The sequence below is a fragment of the Phytomonospora endophytica genome, from assembly GCF_014202425.1.
Lineage (GTDB): Bacteria > Actinomycetota > Actinomycetes > Mycobacteriales > Micromonosporaceae > Phytomonospora > Phytomonospora endophytica.
On the sequence record NZ_JACHGT010000008.1, the window covers coordinates 227,896 to 250,274 of the forward strand.

General features: G+C 65.6%; 11 protein-coding genes. 6 read left to right on the forward strand and 5 right to left on the reverse strand.

What is annotated here, in order from left to right; genetic code table 11:
- Positions 1–741 precede the first annotated feature (741 nt).
- The 4 genes from HNR73_RS19805 to HNR73_RS19820 form a co-directional block, all read right to left on the reverse strand.
- Positions 742–2,235, reverse strand: coding sequence for an FG-GAP repeat protein (locus HNR73_RS19805; protein ID WP_184789013.1), 1,494 nt, complete (start codon positions 2,233–2,235; stop codon positions 742–744).
- A gap of 210 nt (positions 2,236–2,445) precedes the next feature.
- Positions 2,446–5,103, reverse strand: coding sequence for an FG-GAP-like repeat-containing protein (locus HNR73_RS19810; RefSeq protein ID WP_184789014.1), 2,658 nt, complete (start codon positions 5,101–5,103; stop codon positions 2,446–2,448).
- A 775-nt stretch (positions 5,104–5,878) separates the two neighbouring features.
- Positions 5,879–6,658, reverse strand: coding sequence for an NgoMIV family type II restriction endonuclease (locus tag HNR73_RS19815; RefSeq protein ID WP_184789015.1), 780 nt, complete (start codon positions 6,656–6,658; stop codon positions 5,879–5,881).
- Between the two features lie 24 nt (positions 6,659–6,682).
- On the reverse strand, positions 6,683–7,627 hold the full coding sequence (locus HNR73_RS19820) for a NaeI family type II restriction endonuclease (RefSeq protein ID WP_184789016.1): 945 nt from the start codon (positions 7,625–7,627) through the stop codon (positions 6,683–6,685).
- A 167-nt stretch (positions 7,628–7,794) separates the two neighbouring features.
- Here HNR73_RS19820 and HNR73_RS19825 point away from each other — a divergent pair, with 167 nt between their 5' ends.
- Both HNR73_RS19825 and HNR73_RS19830 read left to right on the forward strand, forming a co-directional pair.
- On the forward strand, positions 7,795–8,853 hold the full coding sequence (locus HNR73_RS19825) for a DNA cytosine methyltransferase (RefSeq protein ID WP_184789017.1): 1,059 nt from the start codon (positions 7,795–7,797) through the stop codon (positions 8,851–8,853).
- An 81-nt stretch (positions 8,854–8,934) separates the two neighbouring features.
- Positions 8,935–9,411, forward strand: a complete 477-nt coding sequence (locus tag HNR73_RS19830) for a very short patch repair endonuclease (protein WP_184789018.1) — start codon at positions 8,935–8,937, stop codon at positions 9,409–9,411.
- A 9-nt stretch (positions 9,412–9,420) separates the two neighbouring features.
- On the opposite strand, the gene HNR73_RS19835 is transcribed toward HNR73_RS19830, so the two are convergent.
- The gene (locus HNR73_RS19835; RefSeq protein ID WP_184789019.1) at positions 9,421–10,581 is read right to left on the reverse strand and encodes a DNA cytosine methyltransferase; all 1,161 of its coding nucleotides are present in this window, start codon (positions 10,579–10,581) and stop codon (positions 9,421–9,423) included.
- Between the two features lie 210 nt (positions 10,582–10,791).
- Here HNR73_RS19835 and HNR73_RS19840 point away from each other — a divergent pair, with 210 nt between their 5' ends.
- The 4 genes from HNR73_RS19840 to drmB are packed head-to-tail and all read left to right on the forward strand — an operon-like array spanning position 10,792 to position 22,103.
- Entirely contained in the window at positions 10,792–15,636 is a 4,845-nt protein-coding gene (locus tag HNR73_RS19840) for a DEAD/DEAH box helicase (protein WP_239122141.1), read from the forward strand.
- Entirely contained in the window at positions 15,633–17,150 is a 1,518-nt protein-coding gene (locus tag HNR73_RS19845) for a nuclease-related domain-containing DEAD/DEAH box helicase (protein WP_184789020.1), read from the forward strand. The genes HNR73_RS19840 and HNR73_RS19845 overlap by 4 nt, the downstream gene beginning before the upstream one ends.
- Complete coding sequence (locus HNR73_RS19850; protein WP_184789021.1) at positions 17,147–20,320, forward strand: helicase-related protein; 3,174 nt, start codon at positions 17,147–17,149, stop codon at positions 20,318–20,320. Before HNR73_RS19845 ends, HNR73_RS19850 begins: the two co-directional genes overlap by 4 nt.
- Positions 20,301–22,103 carry an MrfA Zn-binding domain-containing protein gene (gene drmB / locus HNR73_RS19855; protein WP_184789022.1) on the forward strand — a complete coding sequence of 601 codons (1,803 nt, stop codon included), beginning with the start codon at positions 20,301–20,303 and terminating at the stop codon, positions 22,101–22,103. Before HNR73_RS19850 ends, drmB begins: the two co-directional genes overlap by 20 nt.
- The last annotated feature ends 276 nt before the right edge of the window (positions 22,104–22,379 follow it).

Sequence of the window (22,379 nt, forward strand, 5' to 3'; positions counted from 1 at the left end):
TTCACAGATGAGCACTCACTGAGTCAGAGTCTGCACAGTGCTGGATGGGCAGTGCCTGCGGTTGCAGTCTTCTTTGGGAGGAGATGGCGTCTTTCCGCTGCTGGACAGACGATGCTCAGCGAGGGCCAGGAGCACCGCGACCAGTCCCTCGTTGGCCACAGCTGCTCCTTAACTGCTCCCGGTCAATTGGAGGGCCGTGGTATAGATGACTATCAACCGACACGGGACGGGGCGGGCTGCATCGACGTTCGGAACAAATAACCCAACCCGATCGACATTGATATCAAAGGCGGCGGATTCCTTCGACTTTTAATCCGTAGGTTCAGGGTTCGAGTCCCTGGGGCCCACCGCCAGATGTGGGGCGCAGGTCAGGCACGAACAGTCCCTGACCTGGTCTTTTGCTTCAGTGTCGCGTCAACCGGGATCGAGTCGGTGGCGTTGTTGCCCGCAACCAGGCACCGTCCGTCAGGCCGCCCCTGCCGTTGTCCTTTAGGCGGTGAGCGTCTGGGGATGAAGCCCACCGCACCTCCGCGCAGCAGAGCACCCCGAACGATGGGTCGCCTTTCCGGACCTCTGGAGACGGCTCCTTCTTCATGGAACTGTCGTGATCACTCATGGGTGCGGCCACAGGTTGCCGCAGCGCATCACCGTGGCTCGGCCCGGTTTCGCCTGAGTGCCGGAAGCGGCAAAGAGCAGCCCTCGACCTTGACTGCTGATCGAGGGCTGCTCCTTCTGTTCGGATCAGAGGAACGCGGCGCAGCCACCGTCATAGCCGGCGTGGCCGGGCTCGTCGTAGGTGAGCTGGTCGGTGGCGCCGTCGCGGATGTTGCTCCACGGGATTCCGTACAGCAGCGTCATGTTCGGGAAGCCCGCGTAGAGCCGTGAGGCCGAGACCCCGACGCAGGGCGGGTTCTCGAAGGCGTCCTGCGGCAGCCCGTAGGCGCCGTTGACGACCCAGCCGTCACCGCCGCCGACGCTGGTGTCGAAGCGGAATGTCTGGATCGCGCCGACACTGCCGTCGGGGTTGGCCTCCCGCGCGACGGTCGTCGCGAGCATGGCGGTCGCCGGGGTCGCGAACGCCGGGTCACCGAGGTTGGCCAGGCGCACCTCGAAACCGAAGGTGTCATTGCTCTCGGCGGTGCCGGTCACGCCCGACACGTCCTGGTTGTACTCGGCGACCTGACTGACGCCTCCGCTCGCCGAGATGAACAGGGTGTGGATCATTCCGGCGTTCTTGCGGGTGTTGGCGTTGACATCTTCGAACGGCACACCGACCGCCACGAGCGTCCCCGTCGCGGTGGCACCAGACGGGCGGTACGGGATCGCGGCGAGCGATCCACCGAACTCGTCGCCCTTCTCCGCGCTGCCGGAGACCTTCGAGCTGTCCTGGTCGAGCCCGGTGATCGGCTTCGGCCGACCGGAGCTCATGGCCTGGCTGAAGATGCTGATCGAGCCCGCGTCGGCGTCGCCGCCGATGGTCTCGGTCGGCGCGGTGACCACGACGTGGGTGTCCGTGGCGGCGATGTAGGTACCGAAGCGGTCGTCGGCCTCGGCCGAACCTGCCACACCAGGTGAGTCCTGGTTGAACGTGGTGATCGGGTACGAGCCGCGCCGGTAGTACACGACGCCTTCTCCCCAGGCGGACTTGAACTTCTCGCCCGGAGCGCCGACGTACAGGTACGGCTCGCCGTTGGCGAGGTTTCCTGCGGCGACGGCGTAGCCGAAGTAGTCGCCGGCCTCGACTCCACCCGGCCAGCCGGCCGAGTCCTGGGTGTACGCGGTGCCCTTGCCGGTCAGACCGGTCGGGCTGCCGTAGAGGACGGTGATGCGACCGGCATCGGTCTTGCCGCCGACGTCCTCGAAGGGGGCACCGACGACCAGATCACTGCAGCCATCGGCGTTGAAGTCGGCCGAGGCGAGGCTCAGGCCAAAGCGGTCCTGGTACTCCGAGGAGTCGGAGACGCCATCGCTGTCCTGGGAGAACTGGTACCAGTAGGTGTCGTTGCCACCGCCGTACTGGAGGCGAACCCAGCCGGCCTCGTCCCAGCCGTCGTGGCCGAGGAAATCGCCGATGGCGATGTCGCGGACGCCGTCGCCGTTGTAGTCGCTGTCGACACCGCCGACACAGGCGTCGGCCTGTGCCGCGGTGGCGGGAATGACGACGAGGGCGGTCGCCGCCAGAGCGGCACCGAAAGTGAACGCGGCCATGCGTGGACCGCGTGGGGGTGTGGGCATGAAGTGGGCACCTCAGAGAAATAGCGTGCCGGGCGACACGCAGTTGGTCATGTGGGTTAACAGGAAACCACAGCGGGCCGAGCGGTGCTGCTCCATATCGGACGGACGACCTGGTCGATCGAGGCTGTCCCGGTGGTGTCGGCGGTGAGCGGTGCGGCAAGATCCCCGGCCCGATCACTGATCGGGCCGGGGATCTTGAGGAAGAGCGGGTTAGAAGAAGGAGCCGAAGCCGTCGTTCTTCTCTTCGGCGCCTGGGACGCCATAGGTGTCCTGCGAGATGAAGTACGCGTCGTGGGCGGTGAGACCCGAAACGCTGCCGTACAGGACGGTGATGGCTCCGGCGCCGGTGTTCTCGCCGGGTGCGCCGACGATGAGCGCCATGTGGCCGTAGCCGTCGGTGTCGGTGAAGCGGAGGCTCGCGCCCCAGCGGTCGCCCGCCTCGGAGCCGCCGGGAACACCGGGCGAGGACTGGCTCCAGGCCGTCGCGCCGGTTCCAGGATTGACGACGTTGTGGCCGGGGATGACGGTGATGAAGTCTTCGCCTGCACCGTAGACGGCGAGTTCGTCGAGACCGTCGTTGTTGCTGTCGCCCGCGGCGATGGTGGCGCCCCAGCGGTCGTCGGCTCCGGGGCTGCCGGGGATGCCGGGGGACTTCTGTGACTGTTCGAACTCAGGCGAGCCGATGTTGGTGCCATCGCTGTAGAACATGGTGACGACCCCGGCGTCGGCCTTGCGCTTGCCATCGGTGCCGGTCACGGCCTCACCTGGCGAGCCGATGGCGAGGTCGTCGTAACTGTCGCCGTTGAAGTCGGCGAGCGCCACGGCGTAGCCGAACATGTCGGGGAGATCGCCTTTCGCCTCGTCGAAAGCGCCGGTTCCCCAGTTGAAGCGCTGGGGGAACGTCAGGCCGGTCGTCGGTGCTCCCCGGTATACGGTGACCGATCCGTTCCCGGGTGCGCCGACGGCGAGGTCGGCGCGGGTGTCGGCGTTGATGTCGCCGGTGTCGAGTGAGAATCCGAAGCGGTCGCCCTTCGTCCCACCTGTCAGCGTCTGGGAGGGCGAGCCTGCCAGACCGGTGCCTGAGCCGGTGTAGATGTACACGGTCCCGGCGCCAGGGGCTCCGACGGCGAGTTCGTCGTGGCCGTCGGCGTTGAAGTCGCCCACGGACAGCGCGGTTCCGAAAAGCGAGTTCGCCTTGGGGTTGGCGGGGTAGATGCCTTTGGCCCCGTTCGTTTTGAGCCCGGTCGGCGATCCGTAGAACACGAAGACCTCGCCGACGTCCGACGTGGTCCCGATGTTCTCGCCGGGCGCGGCGACGGCGATGTCGCCGTACCCGTCGCCGTTGAAGTCGCCTTGGGCGTTGGCGTGGCCGAAGCGGTCGCCGTCCTCGTTCGAGCCGGGGACGCCGGTGGTGTCCTGGTGGATCACGGTGTTGCGCGCGGCGGTGACGCTGCCGCCCGCGCCGTAGAGCAGGTGGATCTGGCCGGTGTCGGCGTCGTCGCCGATGTCCTCGCCGGGAGCTCCGACGACCGTGTCGTTGTAGTCGTTGCCGTCGACGTCCTCGACCGGGCCGCCGACGACGATGCTGTCGGTGGCGTACGCGGATTCGTGGTCGGCGTCACCCGCGAAGTCGGCCCGGTAGGTGACGATGCCGTTGACATCCGGTTCGTCGATGAACGAGTAGAACCCGCTGTTGTTGACGGTGACGGGCGGCAGCTCGTGCGAGCCGGACTTGTCGGTGCGAGTCACGGTGAGAACGGTTCCGGCACCCGGGCCGCGGCGGATCCAACCGTGGACGCTGACATCGTCCGACGGCTTCGTGAGGAACGCCTCGATGCTGAGCGACGTGGCGGCGACGGTGGCGTCGCGGAGGATGTACAGGCTCTTGGCGCCGCCGCGTTCCATCACGGCGACCAGCCTTCGGTCGCCGGTGAGCGCGAGCGACTTCGCGCGCAGGGCCGTCGCGCCGAATTGCGTGAATCGGATCTCTGCCCGGGAAGCGGTGTCCTTGATCGAGATCGTGAAGCCGACGTTCTGCTCGTGACCGCCGACGGCGAGGAAGCGGCCGTCAGGGCTGACGGCGACAGCGCGGGCCTTGGTGGGGGACGAGAAAGCCGCGCCGTAGGTCAGGTCGGCGGTGTTGTGGACCGGGACGCCCTGGTCGTCGCATGCCATCGCGACCTTGTCGCCGCCGGCGAACAAGGCCGCGTCCACGCAGCCGGTGTACGGCCATGGATTCCCGGTGACGACCTCGTTCAGGGATCCGGCGGAGACGTCGTAGACGCGCATGACGCCGGGGTCGAGCGTCCCCTCCATGGCGAAGAGGCGGTCGGGGCGCTCGGGCAGGACACGCAGCTCACCGGGGGCGAAACCCTCCTCGCCCGCGGCGAACTCGCCGGTGACAGGGTCGTAGGAGGCCAGGCCGCCGACCACCGAGGTGCAGCCGAGGTAGGTGTACCAGAGCTTCCCGCCGGCTTCGGCGGTCGTGTGGACGCAGTGCTCGGCGGGCAGGTCGAGGCGGGTCGTGGCAAGGCTCTCGGTGTCGATCACCGCCAGCGACGGCTGATCGTGCTCGGCGACGTAGACCGTGTCGCCGTCGGCGCTGATCGACAGGTCCTGTGGGCGGGTGAAGCCCGTGAGGGTCTCCAGAACGGTGCCTTCGAAGTCGGCGACGATCACCGAATCCGGGCCCTGCATGGAGATGTAGATCCGTTCGCGGGCCTCGTCGACGACGAGGTCCATGAACGTGGTGCCGGTCAGGGCGGTGGTGGTCGCGGGGGCATCGGCGACGGCGGGCTGGGCGGCCAGGACGGCACCGGTGGCGGTGAGCGCGCAGGCGAGGGCACCCGCCAAAAGGCGTCTATTCATATGTGTGTTGTCCCGTGGGGTGTGGGCCGGGTGGGCTCCCGGCCGCGTAAAACTACCACCGGATGATCACCCGTGCGGTTGCCGACCAGCACGCGCGGTGCCGCGATGTCGCCGGCTACCAGGCATCGCGGGGTCCTCTCCTCACGGAAGACCATGAGTGCCGCGACGACCGGACAGTGGAAGTACCAGATTCCATGCCCACTAGGTCTTGGGCACTTCCTTTTCAGTCGCTTCCCGGGCGCGGCGCTTCGGCATCCGCAGCGTTTGAAGATCACACCCTTACCGGCCGTGACGTCCCCCAATTCGAGCAGGTCTCCCCTTTCAAGGGCGCGCTGATCGAGCAGCGGAGGGATGGCTTTCAGATCTTCACCGTGGCCTCTGTGCACCCGGCATACTTGCGTGTCGCAGGGCTGCGGTGTAGTCGGCCACGTTCACCAGCACTCTGGAACCCAGAGCCTCGCGTTCGAGGTCGTCGACGGCCCGACAGGAGACAAGGAACCTGCCCGCAAAACGCACAGCGGGAAATCGCTCTGCTCGTGCTTCGCGTGACAGCACAACCGAGGACACGAAGCAGCCGTGCGGCTGCGTTCAAGACCGGGAACGGCTTGCCTGTCGGTGATGTCGATGGTCCGACCTGTGGCGCAGTGAGGCCACGGGAGCGGGCGGTGAGAGCGCGGCTGCCACGCCGGTCTGTCGAGGGGTAGATCAGACGACCGTATCTGACAACTGCAATCGGCATGAGCGATGTGTGTTCTCGACGCCGGGTTGGATCACCTCAGCGGGTGAGGTCGGCGGCGAGGTGCCGGTAGTCGCGAAGTCTTTCCTGGCCGACGATCTCGTTCCAGGCGTCTTGTTGTTCCGGGTGCTCGCTTGCGGCTACGGCGGCGTGCATCTCCTCGAATGCCACGTGGTAGACGGCGTCGATCTCGCCTGTGCCGCGGGCCAGGGAGGCCAGGCGGGTGGGAAGAGGTTCGGCGGTGACGGCGATCAGGTGGGGAGTACGACCCCGTCGTGAGGCGATGAGGGGTTTGAACTCGTGCCGGACGTTTTGGGCACGGTCGGAGCGCAGGGTCCACTTGCAGGAGACGACGGCATGGAGGTAGCGACCCCGGTCGTCTTCGATGCCGACGGTGACATCGGGTTTGATCTGGTAGTCGGTGCCGAGTGTGACTCGCAGCGTGGGTTGGTCCGCGAGTAGTTCCTCGAGTCCGCCGAGGTGTTTGTATTGTTCGAAGTGTTTGACGTCCTCGGCGCCGATCTGCCAGGTGCGGTAGGAGGCGGTGGTGCTCAATGACTGTCGGAGATCGGTCTTAACCGCGGCTTCGAAGTCGGATCCGGCCTTCTGCCCCGATGGCGCGTCGATGTGGCCGTCGGTGCCGTGGGTGACGCCGAGTTCACGCAGGACGCGGTGTGCGATTTCCAGACTGGTGTCGCTGCCTATGTCGGCGATGCTCGGGGCGGCGGGGTGACCGGTGATCGCCAGCATGCGTTGGCGCTGTGCCGGTGTCTTGACCTTCTTGTACAGGAGAAGGCCGGCAAGCCAGGCTGGTGCCACGGTGGGGTCCCTTCGCGGTTTTGGTCAGTACTTGCGGGTAATGGGGTGCGCGGGGTCGTCGGGATGAGCGATGACCAACTGTTCTCCGTGGATGCGGGTGGCGGGGCGATTGTCTCCGACTGCGGGGACGAGTCGCGCGGATATCCATTCGCCTTTGGCGGGGACGGGCAGGTTGAGGTCGCGTGCGATGCGCGGATGGTCTTCCTGATGGCCAAGGATTACGATCCCTGCCAAGCGCAGGTGGAGGCGGGCGTCTCGGACGCGCTTTGCCGAGTCGGTCTGCGCGGCGATGGTGACCACGGTCTCGCGCTCGACGATGCGTTCTTGGACGACGGTGAACAGCATGTCGATGCCGGATTGCCCGAACCCGGCGGCGAGGATCCTTTCTCGGTCGACCGGCTTCATGTGGAGCAGGGCGTTGATAGGGAGGCGACCGTCGGGCACGAGCCATCGGATGGCAGCGCGTCCGGCCTTGGAGACGGTACGTTTGCCGTCCTGGTTGCGGCCCTGGTTGAGCACATCCTCGGTAATGTGCAGTAGCCCGACCGTGAAGCGTGACCGTGCGTCGTCGGCATGCATGAGCAGGCACAGGTGGTTCATCGCCTCGCGGGGGATGGTCCATCCGAACGGGCTCAGGGAGAACTTCGCGTCGACCTCGTGTCCGGCGATCAGATAGTCCATCCTGGCGCCCCTGGGCAGCTCCAGGAAGGCGCGCACCACGATCTCGACCTTGGTGCCGAGATAGGTCTTCTCGGTCTTCTCCAGCTGGTTGATGTCGTATCGGCTGGTGCGCTGCCCGTCGAGTACCTCGTCGATCGACCGGCGGAGGGCGTCGCCGAACCGCTGCTCGATGTCGGTGAACCCCTCCAGCCACCAGGCGACCTCTCTCAGCCCGGGGTCATCGGACACCGGTGCCGATGGTGGTGCGGGCGGCTCGGCGTCGGAGCCGAAGTCGAGAGGTTCCTGCATGCGGCAACTCTGGCACAGCCGCAGAACAGGCGGGGCCGGTCAAGGTTGATTCCGCAGGGCACGGGTCCTGAACAGGTTGGCGCGTCTCGCCGACTGTTTCGACTTGATTCGTCGGACCCCGGTCGTATGGTTACAGCGTTGTCATTCGCCCGGGAGGAGTCGGTGTCGTGGCCGATCAAGTGATCCGGACGGTCGACCTGTTCGCCGGTGCGGGTGGGCTGAGTCAGGGGTTTGCGATGTCCGGCCGCGGGTACGAACCCGTGTTCGCCGTCGAGGTCGACCCTGCTGCGGCCCGCACCTTCAAACGCAACTTCGGTTGTGATGTGTACTCCGGGCCCATCGAGATGGTCACCGAATACCCCGAGGCCGATGTGATCATCGGAGGCCCCCCATGTCAGGGCTTCTCCCCGCTTGGCCGGGACCGTGACGACGAGTCCCGTTCACAACTCAACGAACTGTGGCGGCACTACCTCACCGCGGTGCGAGAGATCAGGCCCAAGGTGTTCGTCATCGAAAACGTTCCGGAGTTTCAACGCTCGGCGCAGTTCGCCCGGCTCCTCGAACTCATGGACACCGACCCGGTCCTTCGCGACTACGCCCACGGCCACGGCGTTCTGCACGCCGCCGACCACGGAGTCCCTCAAAGCCGCAGGCGGGGCATCTTCATTGCCGTCCGCGACGTCGACGAGGTTCCCTGGCCGCCACCGGCGACCCACGGACCTGACACCCGCCAGGCCTATCGCACGGTGCGCGACGCGATCGCCGATCTGCCGGTCACACCGATCCGCGAGGAGATCGGCTGGGACGGCGACCAGCAGGACCTTCACCTCAAACGCAACCCACGCCCGACGTCGCTGGAGCGGTACCGGGCGATTCCCGAAGGCGGCAACCGCTTCGACCTGGCCCGCAACCGTCCTGACCTGCTTCCGAGGTGCTGGGCCGAGAAACCCACCGGCACCACCGACGTGATGGGCCGCCTGTGGTGGGACCGTCCCTCGGTGACCATCCGCACCGAGTTTTACAAACCCGAGAAGGGCCGCTACCTCCACCCGGAGGCCGACCGCCCCATCACCCACCGCGAGGCCGCACGCCTTCAGTCCTTCCCCGACGACTTCGTCTTCGAAGGCACCAAGATCGAGGTCGCCCGCCAGATCGGCAACGCCGTCCCCGCACTCCTGGGTCGGGCCATCGCCGAACACGTTCACGACATCGCCTTTGAACCCTGAGGCCGCCGGATCCATGGCCCGTGGACACCGGCGCCGACATTGACCTGGGCGACCGAAGCGTGACGGTGGTATGAGAAGAACATGACCCGAGAAAAGTCCTGGGCGTCCAGCGAGGGCGTCAGGCGCAGCATGAAGTCCAACAAGGGACGCGATACGCGCCCCGAACTCAAGTTGAGACGTGCCGCCCACGCCCTAGGGCTGCGCTACCGGGTCTCCACTAGACCAATACGCTCCCTGCGACGCACCGCGGACATGGTCTTCACCCGCGCCAAGGTCGCCGTCTTCCTCGACGGATGCTTCTGGCACGGCTGCCCCGAACACCACACTGTCGCCAAAACCAACGCGGCGTTCTGGGCCGAAAAGATACAGCGCACCAAGGAGCGCGACATCGAAACCGACACCGCCCTCAAAGCCGCTGGCTGGACCGTGCTGCGGGTGTGGGAACACGAGGACTCCGACACGGCAGCCACCAGACTCGCACGGCTGCTGAAAGCCACCGGCCCAGCCGCACCCACCCCGTCGAAGAGGTCCGCAGCGCCGCCCAAGACGACACGGTAACGTCCCGCCCTACAACGCGACCGGAGCCGGAACGGCTTTTGACTGCTCGGGACTGTCCGCACCAGGCGACGAGACCGGCGGAGTCTCCCCCTCGGGACCGCTGAACGGCCCCCATCCGGAGGCAAGAACCGACTCGAAGAAACCCTCGTCCAGATCCCGCCCCAGCGCCGCGGCGAGAACATGAGCCGCCAGGCGGGGCGGGATCGCATTGCCGATCTGCTGGGCGACGTCGGCCCCCGACCACGGGTAGTCGATCGGGAACGTCTGCAGCCTCCCCGCCTCGAAGTTGGTGAACCGGTCGAGCTCGGCGCCGGCGGGCGACACCAGCCGATTACGGGAGATCTTGCCCGTGACGGTGGCCGACGGTTCCTCGCTCGTGCGCCTGCCTCTCGCCTTGGGGTCACCCCCCGTGCCGTAGTTCGAGATCACGACGAACGGATGCGGCCGCTTCAGTGCTGCACCCATCGTCTCCCAAGGCAACAACCGTGTTTCCCCAGCGGACCTCGGCACACCCTTGCGGTAGCGGCGATGCGTCGGCTCGGGCAGCCGAGGCTGACGGTCACGTCGGGCGATCAGGATCGCCCGACGACGGGTCTGTGGCACACCGAACTCCTCGGTGTGCAGAATTCCGCAGTCGACCTTGTAACCGACGCCCTCAAGGGCCTCACCGACGGCCTTCCACACCGGCAGGACCGCCGGCACCTGTTCCAACACGACCGTCTCAAAGGGCTTACGGTCATCCGCCCGCACCGCCTCCAGCGCCCACCGCAGCGGCTCCAAGACCAGCCCGGTGCGTTCGTCGTCAAGGTCTGCAAGTTCTGCGGACACGTCCTCGCCAGCGGCCATCGCCTTCACAAATGCCAGAACCTGGTCTAGGGCCCGACGCCCGGCACCTGACCCGGCCACCGTGAACGTCTGACAAGGCGGACCGCCTGCCAGAACATTCGCGCTCTTGAACTTGAAGTCGCGAGGCCCGTACTTGCGGACGTCGCCCTGCTCGGTCCCCAGCCCGGCCGCCCGCCGAGTTGCGCAGGCATTGGCATCCCACTCGATCCCGTCCACCCCGACACCCAACCAGCGCGCCGCCACATCGAGTCCACCTGGACCGGCGAAGAGATCCACTATGTGGATCGGCGCAGGTGAGGACGGCCGCGCCTGTTCAGGGATCATGGAGACAGATTCTATTAGCCGGTCTCGGTCGACCTTCAGGAGGCTGAGGTCTCCCGGCGGCGGTGTCGTGCGCACATCACCGGATACCCACCCCCCGATTACGCCTGACAGAATGTGAATGTTCGTCGCCTGTGCCCGCCCTCTGTCTCGAAGAGCCGTTCTGATGGCAAAGAGCCGGGGTGTCGCTCGTTCCAACTACGCTCCGTAGTGATGCGGTGGGTCATGCGACGAGCTGTGGAGGGAAACAGGCAATCGAACTTCAGGAGCCACTTGGATGCGGATCTTGCAGGGGTGTATTCCGGTCTCGTCGGCGACTGGGGAGGCGTAGCCGTGACGATGAAACGTGCCGAGTGGGCCCCTGACGCGGGGATGGTCGGAGAGGTTGACGATCTATTCGAGCGGGCGGTTGACGCGTACCGCGCCAATCCGAACCTGATCACCGAGCACGCCAATCACGAGGAGTCCATCCGGGTTGGCGGATACTCCAACCGTACGCTGCTCGAACTGGTACAGAACGCCGCCGACGCGATGTCAGGGTCGGACGAGCACGCCGACGGAGCAGGACGGGTCGAGATCGTCCTTGACCTCGGCCACCGGACGTTGTACTGCGCGAATGTAGGGCGCCCGTTCTCACGGAGCGGCCTGAACACGATCGCCCACGCACACCTCAGCGGCAAGAGAGGCGATGAGATCGGACGATTCGGGCTGGGGTTCAAATCCGTGCTCGCCGTCACCGATTCTCCGCAGGTCTTCAGCCGATCGATCGCCTTCGAGTTCAACTCGCCTGAGTCGAAGGCGGCGATTGCGGCGGTCGATTCGACCGTCAAGAGGTTGCCGGTCCTCAGAACCGCCACGCGGATCGACGCGGAAGCAGAGTTCACGGAGGATCCGATCCTGGCGGAACTCGCGGAGTGGGCGGTGACGATCGTCAGGCTGCCGCTCGCGTCGAAGCTGGACAACCTCACGAAGGAGATCAAGGAGTTCCGCTCGGAGTTCCTTCTGTTCGTCAACGCGGTGCGGGAGGTCAAACTCCGCATCGTCGGGGCGGGTGCCGACTTCGTGACAAGCCATGTGTCGCGTGATCTCGGAGACGGTCGGTTCCGGATTGAGCGACCAGGTAGTGATCACGATGTGTGGCACGTCAAGAACGAGATGCACGCACCCAGCGCGAAGGCTCGGGCCGAGGTCGGCGAAGCGGTGTCGCGTGACCAGGTGAAGGTCACGGTCGCGGTACCCGCACGCTTCGCCCGACTGAGGGTGGGCGAGTTCTGGTCGTACTTTCCCCTCCAGGACAGGACGTCGGCGTCCGCGCTCTTCAACGCGCCCTGGAGCGTCAACGACGACCGTACGACTCTTCTCGAGAACAACTACAACCGAGAAATCCTGGTCACCCTCTCCGAGATGTTCGTCGGCAGCCTCCCGAAGATCTCCTCCACCGACGACCCTGCCGCCCACCTTGACTACATGCCCGCGCGTGGTCGTGAAACACACTCGTTCGGTGACGAGATCCTTTGCGCCTTCGTTCCACAGATCGGAGTCGCGAAGTCCCTGATCCCCGACGCGACGGGCATCATGCGTACCCCGGGAGAGCTTCGCCCCCTCGACTTCGCTGTCGGCAACGAAGTCGAGGGCCGGGATCACGAGGCGTGGATCAAGTCGCCAAACACCGGTGACGACGTTCCCCACTGGCGTTGCTACGCCAACGGCCAGCGGGTGACCCGCCTACGCGATCTGTTTGTGAACAGCGTCTCCTCCGCCTTCTCGGATCGACGTTCCAGGGACCAGTCGAAGGCCTTGGAACACATCCCCAAGAGGGGCGTCCTGTCCTGGCTGCGTGAGTGGGCCGAAGGAGCCGATCTCGGTTCCGCCGCCAAAGCCCTCGACTTCGTCTTGATGCACCCCGGGATCGACCACATCGGGTCGGCGAAGGTCATCCCGACAACCGACGGGATGCGGTGCCTCAGGGACCACAGCGAGGTGTTCCTCAAGCGCGTGGACGACGTCGACATTGAAGGAGCGAGCTTCGTCGACCCGGGATTCCTTGGCCTACCCACTGTCGAAAAGAAGTTGAGCGGCCGAGGCTTCCGGAATCTGGATCCACTCGCGATCCTTCACGCCAGGCTGGCCAGGCTCTCCAGAGAACCCGGTGACGACGAACTCGCGCGGTTCTGGGACGCCGTTCTCGACGTGCCTGTGGCGCAGGCCCGTGAGCTGGTATCGCGGGACGCGACGGACCGGATCAAGGTCCCGACATGCGACGGTCGCTGGTCTTTGCCCAGGCAGGTGCTGGACATTGATGGACTTGGTGAATCCGCCCCCCATCGAAGATTGGACCGATCGAGGTGTGTGCCGCAGGTCGCGCACGAGGCAGGGGTCGTTCATACCCCGGTATCCGCCTACTCGATGGAGGACGAGGTCCACTCCGGGGAATACCGCCAGGATGTGCTTGAGGAGCTCAACCGCAGGCGTGGGCCCGGAGAACGTGCCATCGAACGGATCGAGTTCGACAGGATCGAGGGGGCCGGCCCGTTCTCGGTGCTGCTTCTGTTGCAGGAGGCGCAGGCCCCAGGCCGGGTTCGTGAGAAATGGACGGTCGAACTACTCAGGCTGGCCGAAGGCAACGACTGGACCTGTGAGGACCTCGACACCGCGCAAACACACCGAGTCGACTCCCCGGTGCGGTGGGCGGTGCGGCGAGCGGGACTACTGAACTCGACCCGCGGCTACCGCGCCCCGGACAAGGTCGTATCCGCTTCCCTTGTCGCGTACCAGGACATGCTCCCGCTCTTCCGCGGGGAGCGCCGCATCGAGGATGCCCTGTCGCTGCCAAGGGAACTGGACCAGGTACCGGCGGACGTCTTGAGGGAGGCGCTTGAATCGACGCTGATTCCCTCGCACGTCAAGGAGCACACGCTGACAAGGTTCGTCATCACAGCAGGTACGGTGGCGTTCCCAGACTGCCATCCGACGCTCATACCCACCCGGGTCGGACGCGGCATCGAGGTGAGACGTCCTGACACCGTATACGTGGCCACCACCGCGGAACAGGACGAGTACCTCTCTTCTAGGCAGAAGCCGTATCTCCTGGCGACACCGGACGAGGCGACCCTGCTCGTCGAAAAGATCGGCTGCCGCAGGTTCGAGGACAGCTTCTCCTTCTCCGTGTCGATCGAGGGGCAGCAGGAGGCGGAGCACGTCGTCGACCTGTATCCGGGCCTCCGCTCGATGCTGAATGTGGACGAGGTCACGAACGTGACCGTGGCGAAAGCCGTCCACATCACGAAGCGAGTGACGACGGAAGGCGGCGTCGAGGATCAGTCACTCGACCAGCACCTGGAGGGATTGACGTTCGTCGTCCGCGCCGACCTTGACGAACGGCGGGTCCTGGAGAACCTCAACGAGACGTTCGACCTGAGGTTGACGAATGCCGACCTGAGCCGTGTCCTTCAGGCGAGTGTGGACCATCGTCTAGAGGTACAGCGGGAGGCCGCCCGTGCCGCGTCCGGCGATGTGGAGCGTCTCACGATCTTCTTCGGGGACGACACCCTCAAGGAGAACCTGCCGAATGGACTCTGGCAGGCCCTTGAGGATCAGGCGCTGGTGGACGACTCGACGTCGGTCGCCGAGCTGTTCCTGACCGTCTACGGCAGCGACTCGATCAAGCAACTCAAGGACCAGTTCAGCATCGAGGGGCACCCGGATGTGCCGAAATACTGGGCAGGAGGGCCATCGACGATCGCCTGGCTGCGCAAGATGGGTTTCGGCGCCGAACACGCCGGGCGTCGCGATCAGCGCCAGGACAACGAATTCGTCGTGCCCGGTGCCGTCCGGCTCGACCCTCTGCACACCTTCCAGGAGCACATCGGCGGACAATTGCGAGACGTTCTGACGCTGCAGGAGGCTAACGGTCGCGCGCTCAAGGGCATGGTCGAGCTTCCGACGGGAGCCGGCAAGACCCGCATCGCCACGGAGACCGTGCTTCGGCTCTTCATCGACGGCCGCATGGATGGAACGGTGCTCTGGATCGCACAGTCGATCGAGCTGTGCGAGCAGGCGGTGCAGACCTTCAAGACTGTTTGGCGTGGCCTCGGTGATGAACGGCCCCTGACGATCGGTCGACTCTGGGAAGGCAACACCGTTCACGAGCCCGACACCGAGTTCAGCGTGATCGTGGCCACGGACGCCAAGCTCGCCACCCTGATCGACGCTCCCGAGTACGAGTGGCTGAGCCAGGCCTCCGCCGTCTTCATCGACGAGGCGCACCGTGCCGGCGGCTCGACGTTCTACACGGGAATCCTGAGATGGCTCGGGGTCGACGGCCACAGCTGGGAACGTCCTCTCGTAGGCCTCTCGGCGACTCCCTTCAAGGGGAACGCGGACAACGGTGAGCCCACCAAGACCCTGGCGGCTCGCTTCGGTAATCGCAGAATCAAGGCGTTCGAGGGTAATGCGTACCAGGAGTTGTCCAGGCTCGGTGTCCTCGCACGGGTCAGACATGAGGTGCTGCGCGGCGTCGACGTGGCCCTGAATCCCGAGGAGCAGAGACAAGTGCGCTCCACGCGCAAGCTTCAGTCCGGAGTGCTCGACCGAATCGGTCGTGACCAGGCAAGGATGAGAGCTCTCGTGAACCACATTCTGCAGCAAGATCGCGATTGGTCGATCCTTGTGTTCACGCCCAGCGTCCTGTCCGCTCAGGTACTTGCCGCGACACTTCGCTATCGGCAGGTCAAGGCCAAAGCGGTCAGCGGTCAAACCGGACGGCAAGAGCGTCGTGAGGTCATCGAGAAGTTCAAGAAGCGCGAGATCCAGGTTCTGACCAACTGTGACCTGTTGATCCAAGGCTTCGACGCCCCAGGCGTACAAGCCTTGTACATCGCGAGGCCGACGTTCAGCCCCAGTGCATACATCCAGATGGCCGGTCGCGGGCTGCGCGGCCCCGCGAACGGTGGCAAGGAGGAGTGCCTCATCGTGGACGTCGCCGACAACTTTGGAGCGATCAACGACATACTCGGCTATCGCGACTATGAGGAACACTGGTTGAGGCGTGGCGCATGATCCTCATTCCGGATCTCGCCGACATCGAGATCACGACCACCAGCAACGCTGAACGTCGGGTGGCGCGCCTGCTTCAGTCGATTGCCGTGTCCCGTGATGCGGTCGCCTTCTACTCGGTCAAGTTGCGCAGTCACGCGGTCAAGCAGCAGGGTGAGGCGGACTTCGTCGTCCTCTGGGACGGGGTCGTCATCCTGATCGAGGTCAAGGGTGGCGGCGTGAGGAGGTACGACGGTGTCTGGTACAGCATCGACCGTCACGGTGACTGGAGGAAGCTACGCGAATCCCCTATGGACCAAGCGAAGTCGGCGATGTACGCGCTGCGGGCCATCCTGCATGAGGACGGCGTCGGATGGTTCGCCACCGAGGCCGTCGCGGTCACCCCCGACATCGACGCGCCCCCTCCGGCCGTCGAGTGGAAGGACAGCCACTGGTGGGCCAAGGAACAGATGAGCATAACCGCGATGACGGAGGCTTTCGAACGGGTCGCCCGCGGCGCGAAAGCGGCCCCGTACGGGGCCAGGATCGCGCGGCCGGATGAGCTGCGGGCACGCCTGTTCGGCCAGTTCACCCGGATGCCCGTCATCGACGCCCAACGCGGTGCCGTCATCGAAGAGCAGAACCGGGCAACCGAAGGTCAGGCACGGGTCCTAGCGGCGCTCTCGCGCAACCCCAGGATGCTCGTCTTCGGCGGTGCGGGCACCGGAAAGTCCCTTGTACTGGCAGAGGGCGCCAAACACGAGGCGGCCGAGGGGAAGTCGGTACTCATCACGTTCCGCTCGCCCTCCCTGGTCGACTTCTTCAAGCCCCGGATCGCAGGACGAGACATCGACCTGATTCCGTTCGCCGAGCTGTCCGGTGATCGACGGTACGACGCCGTCTTCGTCGACGAGGCACAAGACCTCATGAACGCCGACGGAATGGACGCACTTGACACCGTGATTCGTGATGGCCGCGCGAGCGGCCGCTGGCGAATGTTCCTCGACCCCAACAACCAGGCGCACATCGACGGCGAGTTCGATCCCGATGTCTTCGAACTGCTGCAGGAGGAGGCGCTCCAATGCGACCTCGACAGGAATGTCCGCAACACCAGGGCGATCGTCCACGTCGTGCAGGAGTACATCGGCGCCGACATAGGTGATCCGGGCATCGTCCACGGTGACCTGGTGGCGTGGCGTTGGTCGGGCAGGACGGCCGATGTCGATGCGGCGGAGGTGGTGGCCCGCGAACTCGTCGCGAACGGGGCTCGTCGTGGTGACATCTGGATCATCTCCGTCTCCTCGGACTCCGCGCCGCGAACGAGTGCTGCGGGCCTCCACGTGACGAGCCCGCGGTTTGCCAAAGGACTGGAGGCCGAACACGTCATCGTTTGTGACCTGCCGCGGGAGTATGACGACCGGGGACTTGCCGCGTTCTACGTGGCTGTCACGAGGGCCCGCGTCACGCTTCACGTGGTGGCCTCGAAAGAGGACAAGAAGCGGCTTCAGGACCTCCTGCGGAAGCAGGTCGGCCAATGAATCTCACTGCAGCCCAACAGGCGGCGCTGGACCATCTCCGCGCGTCGTACGTCGGGCCTGAGGCGGGGGACGACGAGGATACGACCAACCTGCCCAACAGGCAGTATTCCGTGGGCATGCTGTTCCCGAGGGAGGCCGCGGAACATTCATCCCTTGAGGACGCCAACGACACGATGTTCGCCGACGTGCCCGACGGTGATGTCGAGGAGGACGGCGCCGCGGTGCCATTGGCAGAGGACTGGCGCCCCTCGTCGGTGGCGATATCCTTCGTCACCGACGGCGACTCCGTCGACGTCGACTTCTCATGCGGCACATACGCGGCCGTCACCGCCGACGGACCGCCACGATGGTGCCGTTCACAGTTCGGCGACGACGGCATTGTGCTGCGCCGAGGAGAAGGCCCGGTGCCGCTCTCCGTCAAGGGCGTTTCCGTTGAGGTCGGCGCACGCTGGCGCGAGTTCGGCGACGACCGGCTGGTGACCGTGCACGTCCGAATTCTGAATGAGTCAACGGGTGACGATCGGCTCGACATTGCCCGAACGCTGTTCCAGGTACGCCTGGCGGCGGTCCCGTCCGCCGGTGCGCAGATACTGGAGTACGACACGACCCGATCGTTCGACGTGGACCCGGAGAGCGCGGAGTTGCGTCTGCGATACCGCGGCCGAAAGGTGTACGCGGTCGGGCACGGCATGGCCGCGGACTGGGAGTTGACGGAAGGGCGTTGTACCAAGGTCTTCCTCGATCCGGTACCGGCGTTCGTGGTGCCCGCGGTCGAGACGACGGGATTCGTCGATGGGACGGCTGCCGCGAAGTGCTTGCTTCTGGCGCACCTCAAGCGCATTGACACGGATCCGGTCGAGGTGCTCAGCTCACTCGACGCCTTCGTCGATACCTTCGCCCGTTGGGCTGCCGAACAGAACGGGCGCGCGGAGTCCTTCGCCCGGGACAAGGACGTGGCGGTTCGCATCGCCGCCCGTTCTCTGGATGCCGTCGACAGAATGCGGGAGGGGGTGAGCCTTCTTCGGGCGCCCGAAGGACGGAATCTGCGAACGGCCTTTTCGCTCGCGATGGCCGCCATGCGCATGCAGTTGCGGCAGGGCTCGGTCAGCCGGGGGACGTCGTCTGAGGACGTGACCGAACCGCAGTGGCGACCGTTCCAACTCGGGTTCCTGCTCGTCTCCCTGGCATCCACTGTGGACGGCGCGCATGAGCACCGGGACCTCGTTGACCTGATCTGGTTTCCGACCGGCGGAGGCAAGACCGAGGCGTACCTCGGCCTCGCCGCGATCGAGATCTTCCGTCGGAGGCTCGAACACGGGATTCCCGGCGCGGGCACCGCCGTGATCACCCGATACACCTTGCGGCTGCTGACCTCCCAACAGTTCCAGCGCGCCGCGGGACTCGTGTGCGCGATGGAACGACTGCGGGTCACGGACGAGCGGGCGAAGGGGATGGCGCGGTTCTCCATCGGCCTTTGGGTCGGCAGCGACGTCACCCCGAACACGCGCCGAGAGGCGAGAGACGCACTCGAGCGCCTCCAGAAGGCCAGGCGCCCGGAGGAGGCGAACCGATTCCAGGTCGAAAGCTGCCCGTGGTGCCTGACACCGCTGCTGCCGACTACCAAGAGTGACAGGCCGCAGGACTATGGCATGCGGATGGTGGGCAACGACGTCGTGCTCCATTGCGTCGACAACTCGTGCCCCTTCAATGAGGAACTCCCACTCGCGGTCGTCGACGATGTTCTCTACGACGAACCACCGACAATCCTGCTCGCCACCGTCGACAAGTTCGCGCGCCTGCAGTTCATGCCCAAAGCAGGACGACTGCTTGGGATCGGCACCACCTTCAAACAGCCGAACATGGTCATCCAGGATGAGCTGCACCTGCTCTCAGGTCCGCTCGGCACCACGGTGGCCGCCTTCGACGCGGTCATCCAGCTCCTCGTGAGCAGATCCGGCACCAGCCCGAAGATCATCGCGTCGACGGCCACGATCCGAGCCTCCGAGGAACAGGTGCGCGGACTCTATGGGCGGGAGGTCGCCTTGTACCCGCCGTCCGGATTGGATGACGACCGCACCTTCTTCTCCCGTCCCGTGGCGAGTGGAGAGGGACGCCTCTACGTCGGATTGATGCCGCAGTCGGTCTCTCAGACATCGGCCGTCATCGCCGCGGTCACCCCGATGATCGAGATACCTGAGGTGCTCTGCGCCCGGACTCCGGCCGCTGCGACCCAAGACGCGTTCTGGACGCTGGTCATGTACCACAACAGCCTTCGCGAACTCGGCCGTAGTGGAACTCTTGTCGTCGACGACGTCAACGGCCGCCTGGAGGTGCGCGCCGACCGGCTCGGCATTCCACTGCGGACCGTCAAGGCCGGCAGGGTTCTGGAGCTGACGAGTCGTCGCGGGGCCGAAGAGCTGCCGAAAGACCTTCGCGCGCTCCGTGTCAAGGTCGAAGATCCGTTGGACGCCGTGGACGTGGTCCTCTCGTCGAACATGCTTTCTGTCGGCATCGACATTCCGAGGCTCGCGATGATGCTCATGGTGGGGCAGCCGAAGACCACGGCCGAGTACATCCAGGCAACCAGCCGTGTCGGCCGCGGGGACGTCAACGGCGTCGTCGTCACGCTCTTCAGGTCGAGTAGGGCCCGCGATCGCTCGCACTTCGAGACCTTCCGCGGTTACCACGAGGCCCTCTACCGCAGCGTGGAGCCCACCAGCGTGACTCCGTGGTCATTGGCATCACGCGACCGGTCTCTCGCCGGAGCCCTCGTCGCGTTGCTGAGGCACTCGGTCGGTCCGCTCGCCGAAAACGACGCCGCGGAGCGGCTCGACCTTGCGGATGACCGGCTGAACAAGATGGTCGACGGACTCCTCGAGCGGTTCCTCGGGTACGTAACGCGCGCCGACCCCCTCGAAGCAGAAGAGACGCGCGATGCGTTGCGGCACCTCCTCGAGGATTGGGACCGCAGGGCGGGGAAGGCGCGCGAGTCGGGCGAGTCCCTGCACTACGAGGGATCCAAGAAGGGGCAGGGCGCGCTGTTGAAGAGATTCGGCCAACCCGGCGAAGGCTGGCTCGTCGGCGACTCGATGAGATCGGTCGAGCCCAATGTGGCGGTTGAGGTTCAGGAGCCGTTGGAGGAGGCGCACCGTGGAGAAGATCAAGCATGACCTACGACTCTCCGAGATGATCTCACCCTTTGGGGTCGGAGCGATCGTCGACGTTCGCGGAGAGTCGCTCATTGCGCCAGACACTTCCTGGTGGGACAAGAGGTTCGCCCCGGAGATCAGTTGCGAGCGTCTGTTGGCCCGCCTTGGGGCGGGTGTCCTGAGACAGCCCCCGACGCATGCAGGGCATGCCGGCAAGGACACGCAGGCGTTGCCCTACTGGCGCTTCCCGGCCTGGCGGTTCTGCGAGCGCTGCGATCGGCTGTCGAAGCTGACTGGCAGGAAGAAGGGCAGGTGGAGCAACACCTGTGATTGCGGCGGTCTGTTCGTGCCGATGCGTTACGTCGCCATCTGTGAGAAGGGCAGCCACATCCAGGATGTCCACTGGTTCCAGTGGGCGCATCGCGGACGCGGGGTGGAGCTCAACGAAACGGTTCGCTTCTGTCGTGACTACAAGGCCCTCCGATTCAGAAAACTGGCCGACCGAGGGGAGGGCCTCACCGCTCTCACAGTCAAGTGTTACGGATGCGGGAACTCACGTAGCTTCGCCGAGCTCGTCATAAAAGGGGCTCTGCCGCGAGACGGTCTGCGTTGCATCGGACGCCAGCCCTGGGAGCCGGAGAGCGCGGTCAAGGAGCCCTGTTCACACCCGCTGGTCGCCGTTCAGCGCGGTGCCACCGGCAACTACATTGCGGAACGGATCTCGGCCCTCGACATCCCGGAGGAGCGTCCGCGGTCGGTGGAGGCGGCGGACAGGATCCGCGGCCACATATTCTTCGAAAAGGTGGTGACCGACAACGGCGGACCCCAGGCGGAGATGGTGGCGGGATGGATCGCCGACGAGCTGGAGGTGGCGCCGGAGACCGTCCTCGCCGTGGCCGCAGGCGAGGATACCGGCGCGGACGGAATGCTGCTCGATCTCAAGGACGGGGAGTGGGCGGCGTTCCTGAAGAAACTCGGCGGTGGACGCGACCGTACGGGAGGTGACTTCGTCGTGGACGGGCGAGGCGTCGAAGGGCTTGAAGGGCCACAGAGCCTTCTTGGCAACATCGACGGTGTCGGGCAGGTACGCCGGGTCCGGGAGGTCCGAGCTCTCCGAGGATTCCAGCGCGGCAACGCGGAAGCAGCCAGGATCAATGCCGATCTGGGACCCGACCGCAGGCGGCAGCCCACCTACCCGGCGATCGAGCTGTTCGGTGAAGGGATCTTCCTGCGGTTCGACGAGAGGAAGCTCGCCGAGTGGGAGGCCAAGCCGGGGGTACAGGCACGTGCCGGCATTCTCAGGAGGCGCAGGGAAGCCCTCCCGTGGGCTGGCCGTCTCGATGAGCCGGAACCCAGGTACGTCGCCCTTCACACCCTGGCGCATCTCCTCATTCGGCGGTTGGCATTTGCCAGCGGCTACGCGTCCGCCGCGCTGCAGGAGCGGATTTACGCCAACTCAAACCGGATGGACAAGACTGCCGGCATCCTGATTTACACCGCAGCCGGGGACGCGCAGGGAACCCTTGGCGGACTCGTCAGACTCGGGGCTCCCGACAAGCTGATCCCGCTCTTGGTGGCGGCCCTGGACGACGCCGACTTCTGCTCCAACGACCCGGTCTGCATCGAAAGCGACCGGCAGGGAGCCTCGCAGCTGAACCTTTCCGCCTGCCACGGCTGCTCCCTGGTGAGCGAAACCTCCTGCGAAGCCGGAAACCGACTACTGGATCGCCAGCTGGTTCTGGGCGGACGGGACGTGAAAGGACTCCTGGAAGACGTTCTGACGGAGGTTCGGCGGCCCGGATAACCGTTCTCCGGCTATACCGACCCTCCGCTCCTTCCTCTCAAAACGTTGAGGGCGCCGACGGCTAATCCCGCCGGTGTCAGGAAGGTCAGGCAGGCATGGTGTTTGACCTGTTGTTTCTTGCGGACGCATGCCAGTAGGTACACCGGAGGGCCGGCGGCGCAGGACCGCACGAAGAGGAACCGTCTGTGCCGGCGAAGATGTACGGCACCTGTAGCACCGAGCGGCCTTCGCCGACGGCCGCGAAACATCTGCCTTCACCGTCGCCGCCGCGCCCGA

What these genes read in the sequence shown, in the direction of transcription:
- HNR73_RS19805 (WP_184789013.1), bottom strand. Translation starts at nt 2,235, where the DNA reads ATGCCCACACCCCCACGCGGTCCACGCATGGCCGCGTTCACTTTCGGT.
- HNR73_RS19810 (WP_184789014.1), bottom strand. Translation starts at nt 5,103, where the DNA reads ATGAATAGACGCCTTTTGGCGGGTGCCCTCGCCTGCGCGCTCACCGCC.
- HNR73_RS19820 (WP_184789016.1), bottom strand. Translation starts at nt 7,627, where the DNA reads ATGCAGGAACCTCTCGACTTCGGCTCCGACGCCGAGCCGCCCGCACCA.
- HNR73_RS19830 (WP_184789018.1), top strand. Translation starts at nt 8,935, where the DNA reads ATGACCCGAGAAAAGTCCTGGGCGTCCAGCGAGGGCGTCAGGCGCAGC.
- HNR73_RS19835 (WP_184789019.1), bottom strand. Translation starts at nt 10,581, where the DNA reads ATGATCCCTGAACAGGCGCGGCCGTCCTCACCTGCGCCGATCCACATA.
- HNR73_RS19840 (WP_239122141.1), top strand. Translation starts at nt 10,792, where the DNA reads ATGCGGTGGGTCATGCGACGAGCTGTGGAGGGAAACAGGCAATCGAAC.
- HNR73_RS19845 (WP_184789020.1), top strand. Translation starts at nt 15,633, where the DNA reads ATGATCCTCATTCCGGATCTCGCCGACATCGAGATCACGACCACCAGC.
- HNR73_RS19850 (WP_184789021.1), top strand. Translation starts at nt 17,147, where the DNA reads ATGAATCTCACTGCAGCCCAACAGGCGGCGCTGGACCATCTCCGCGCG.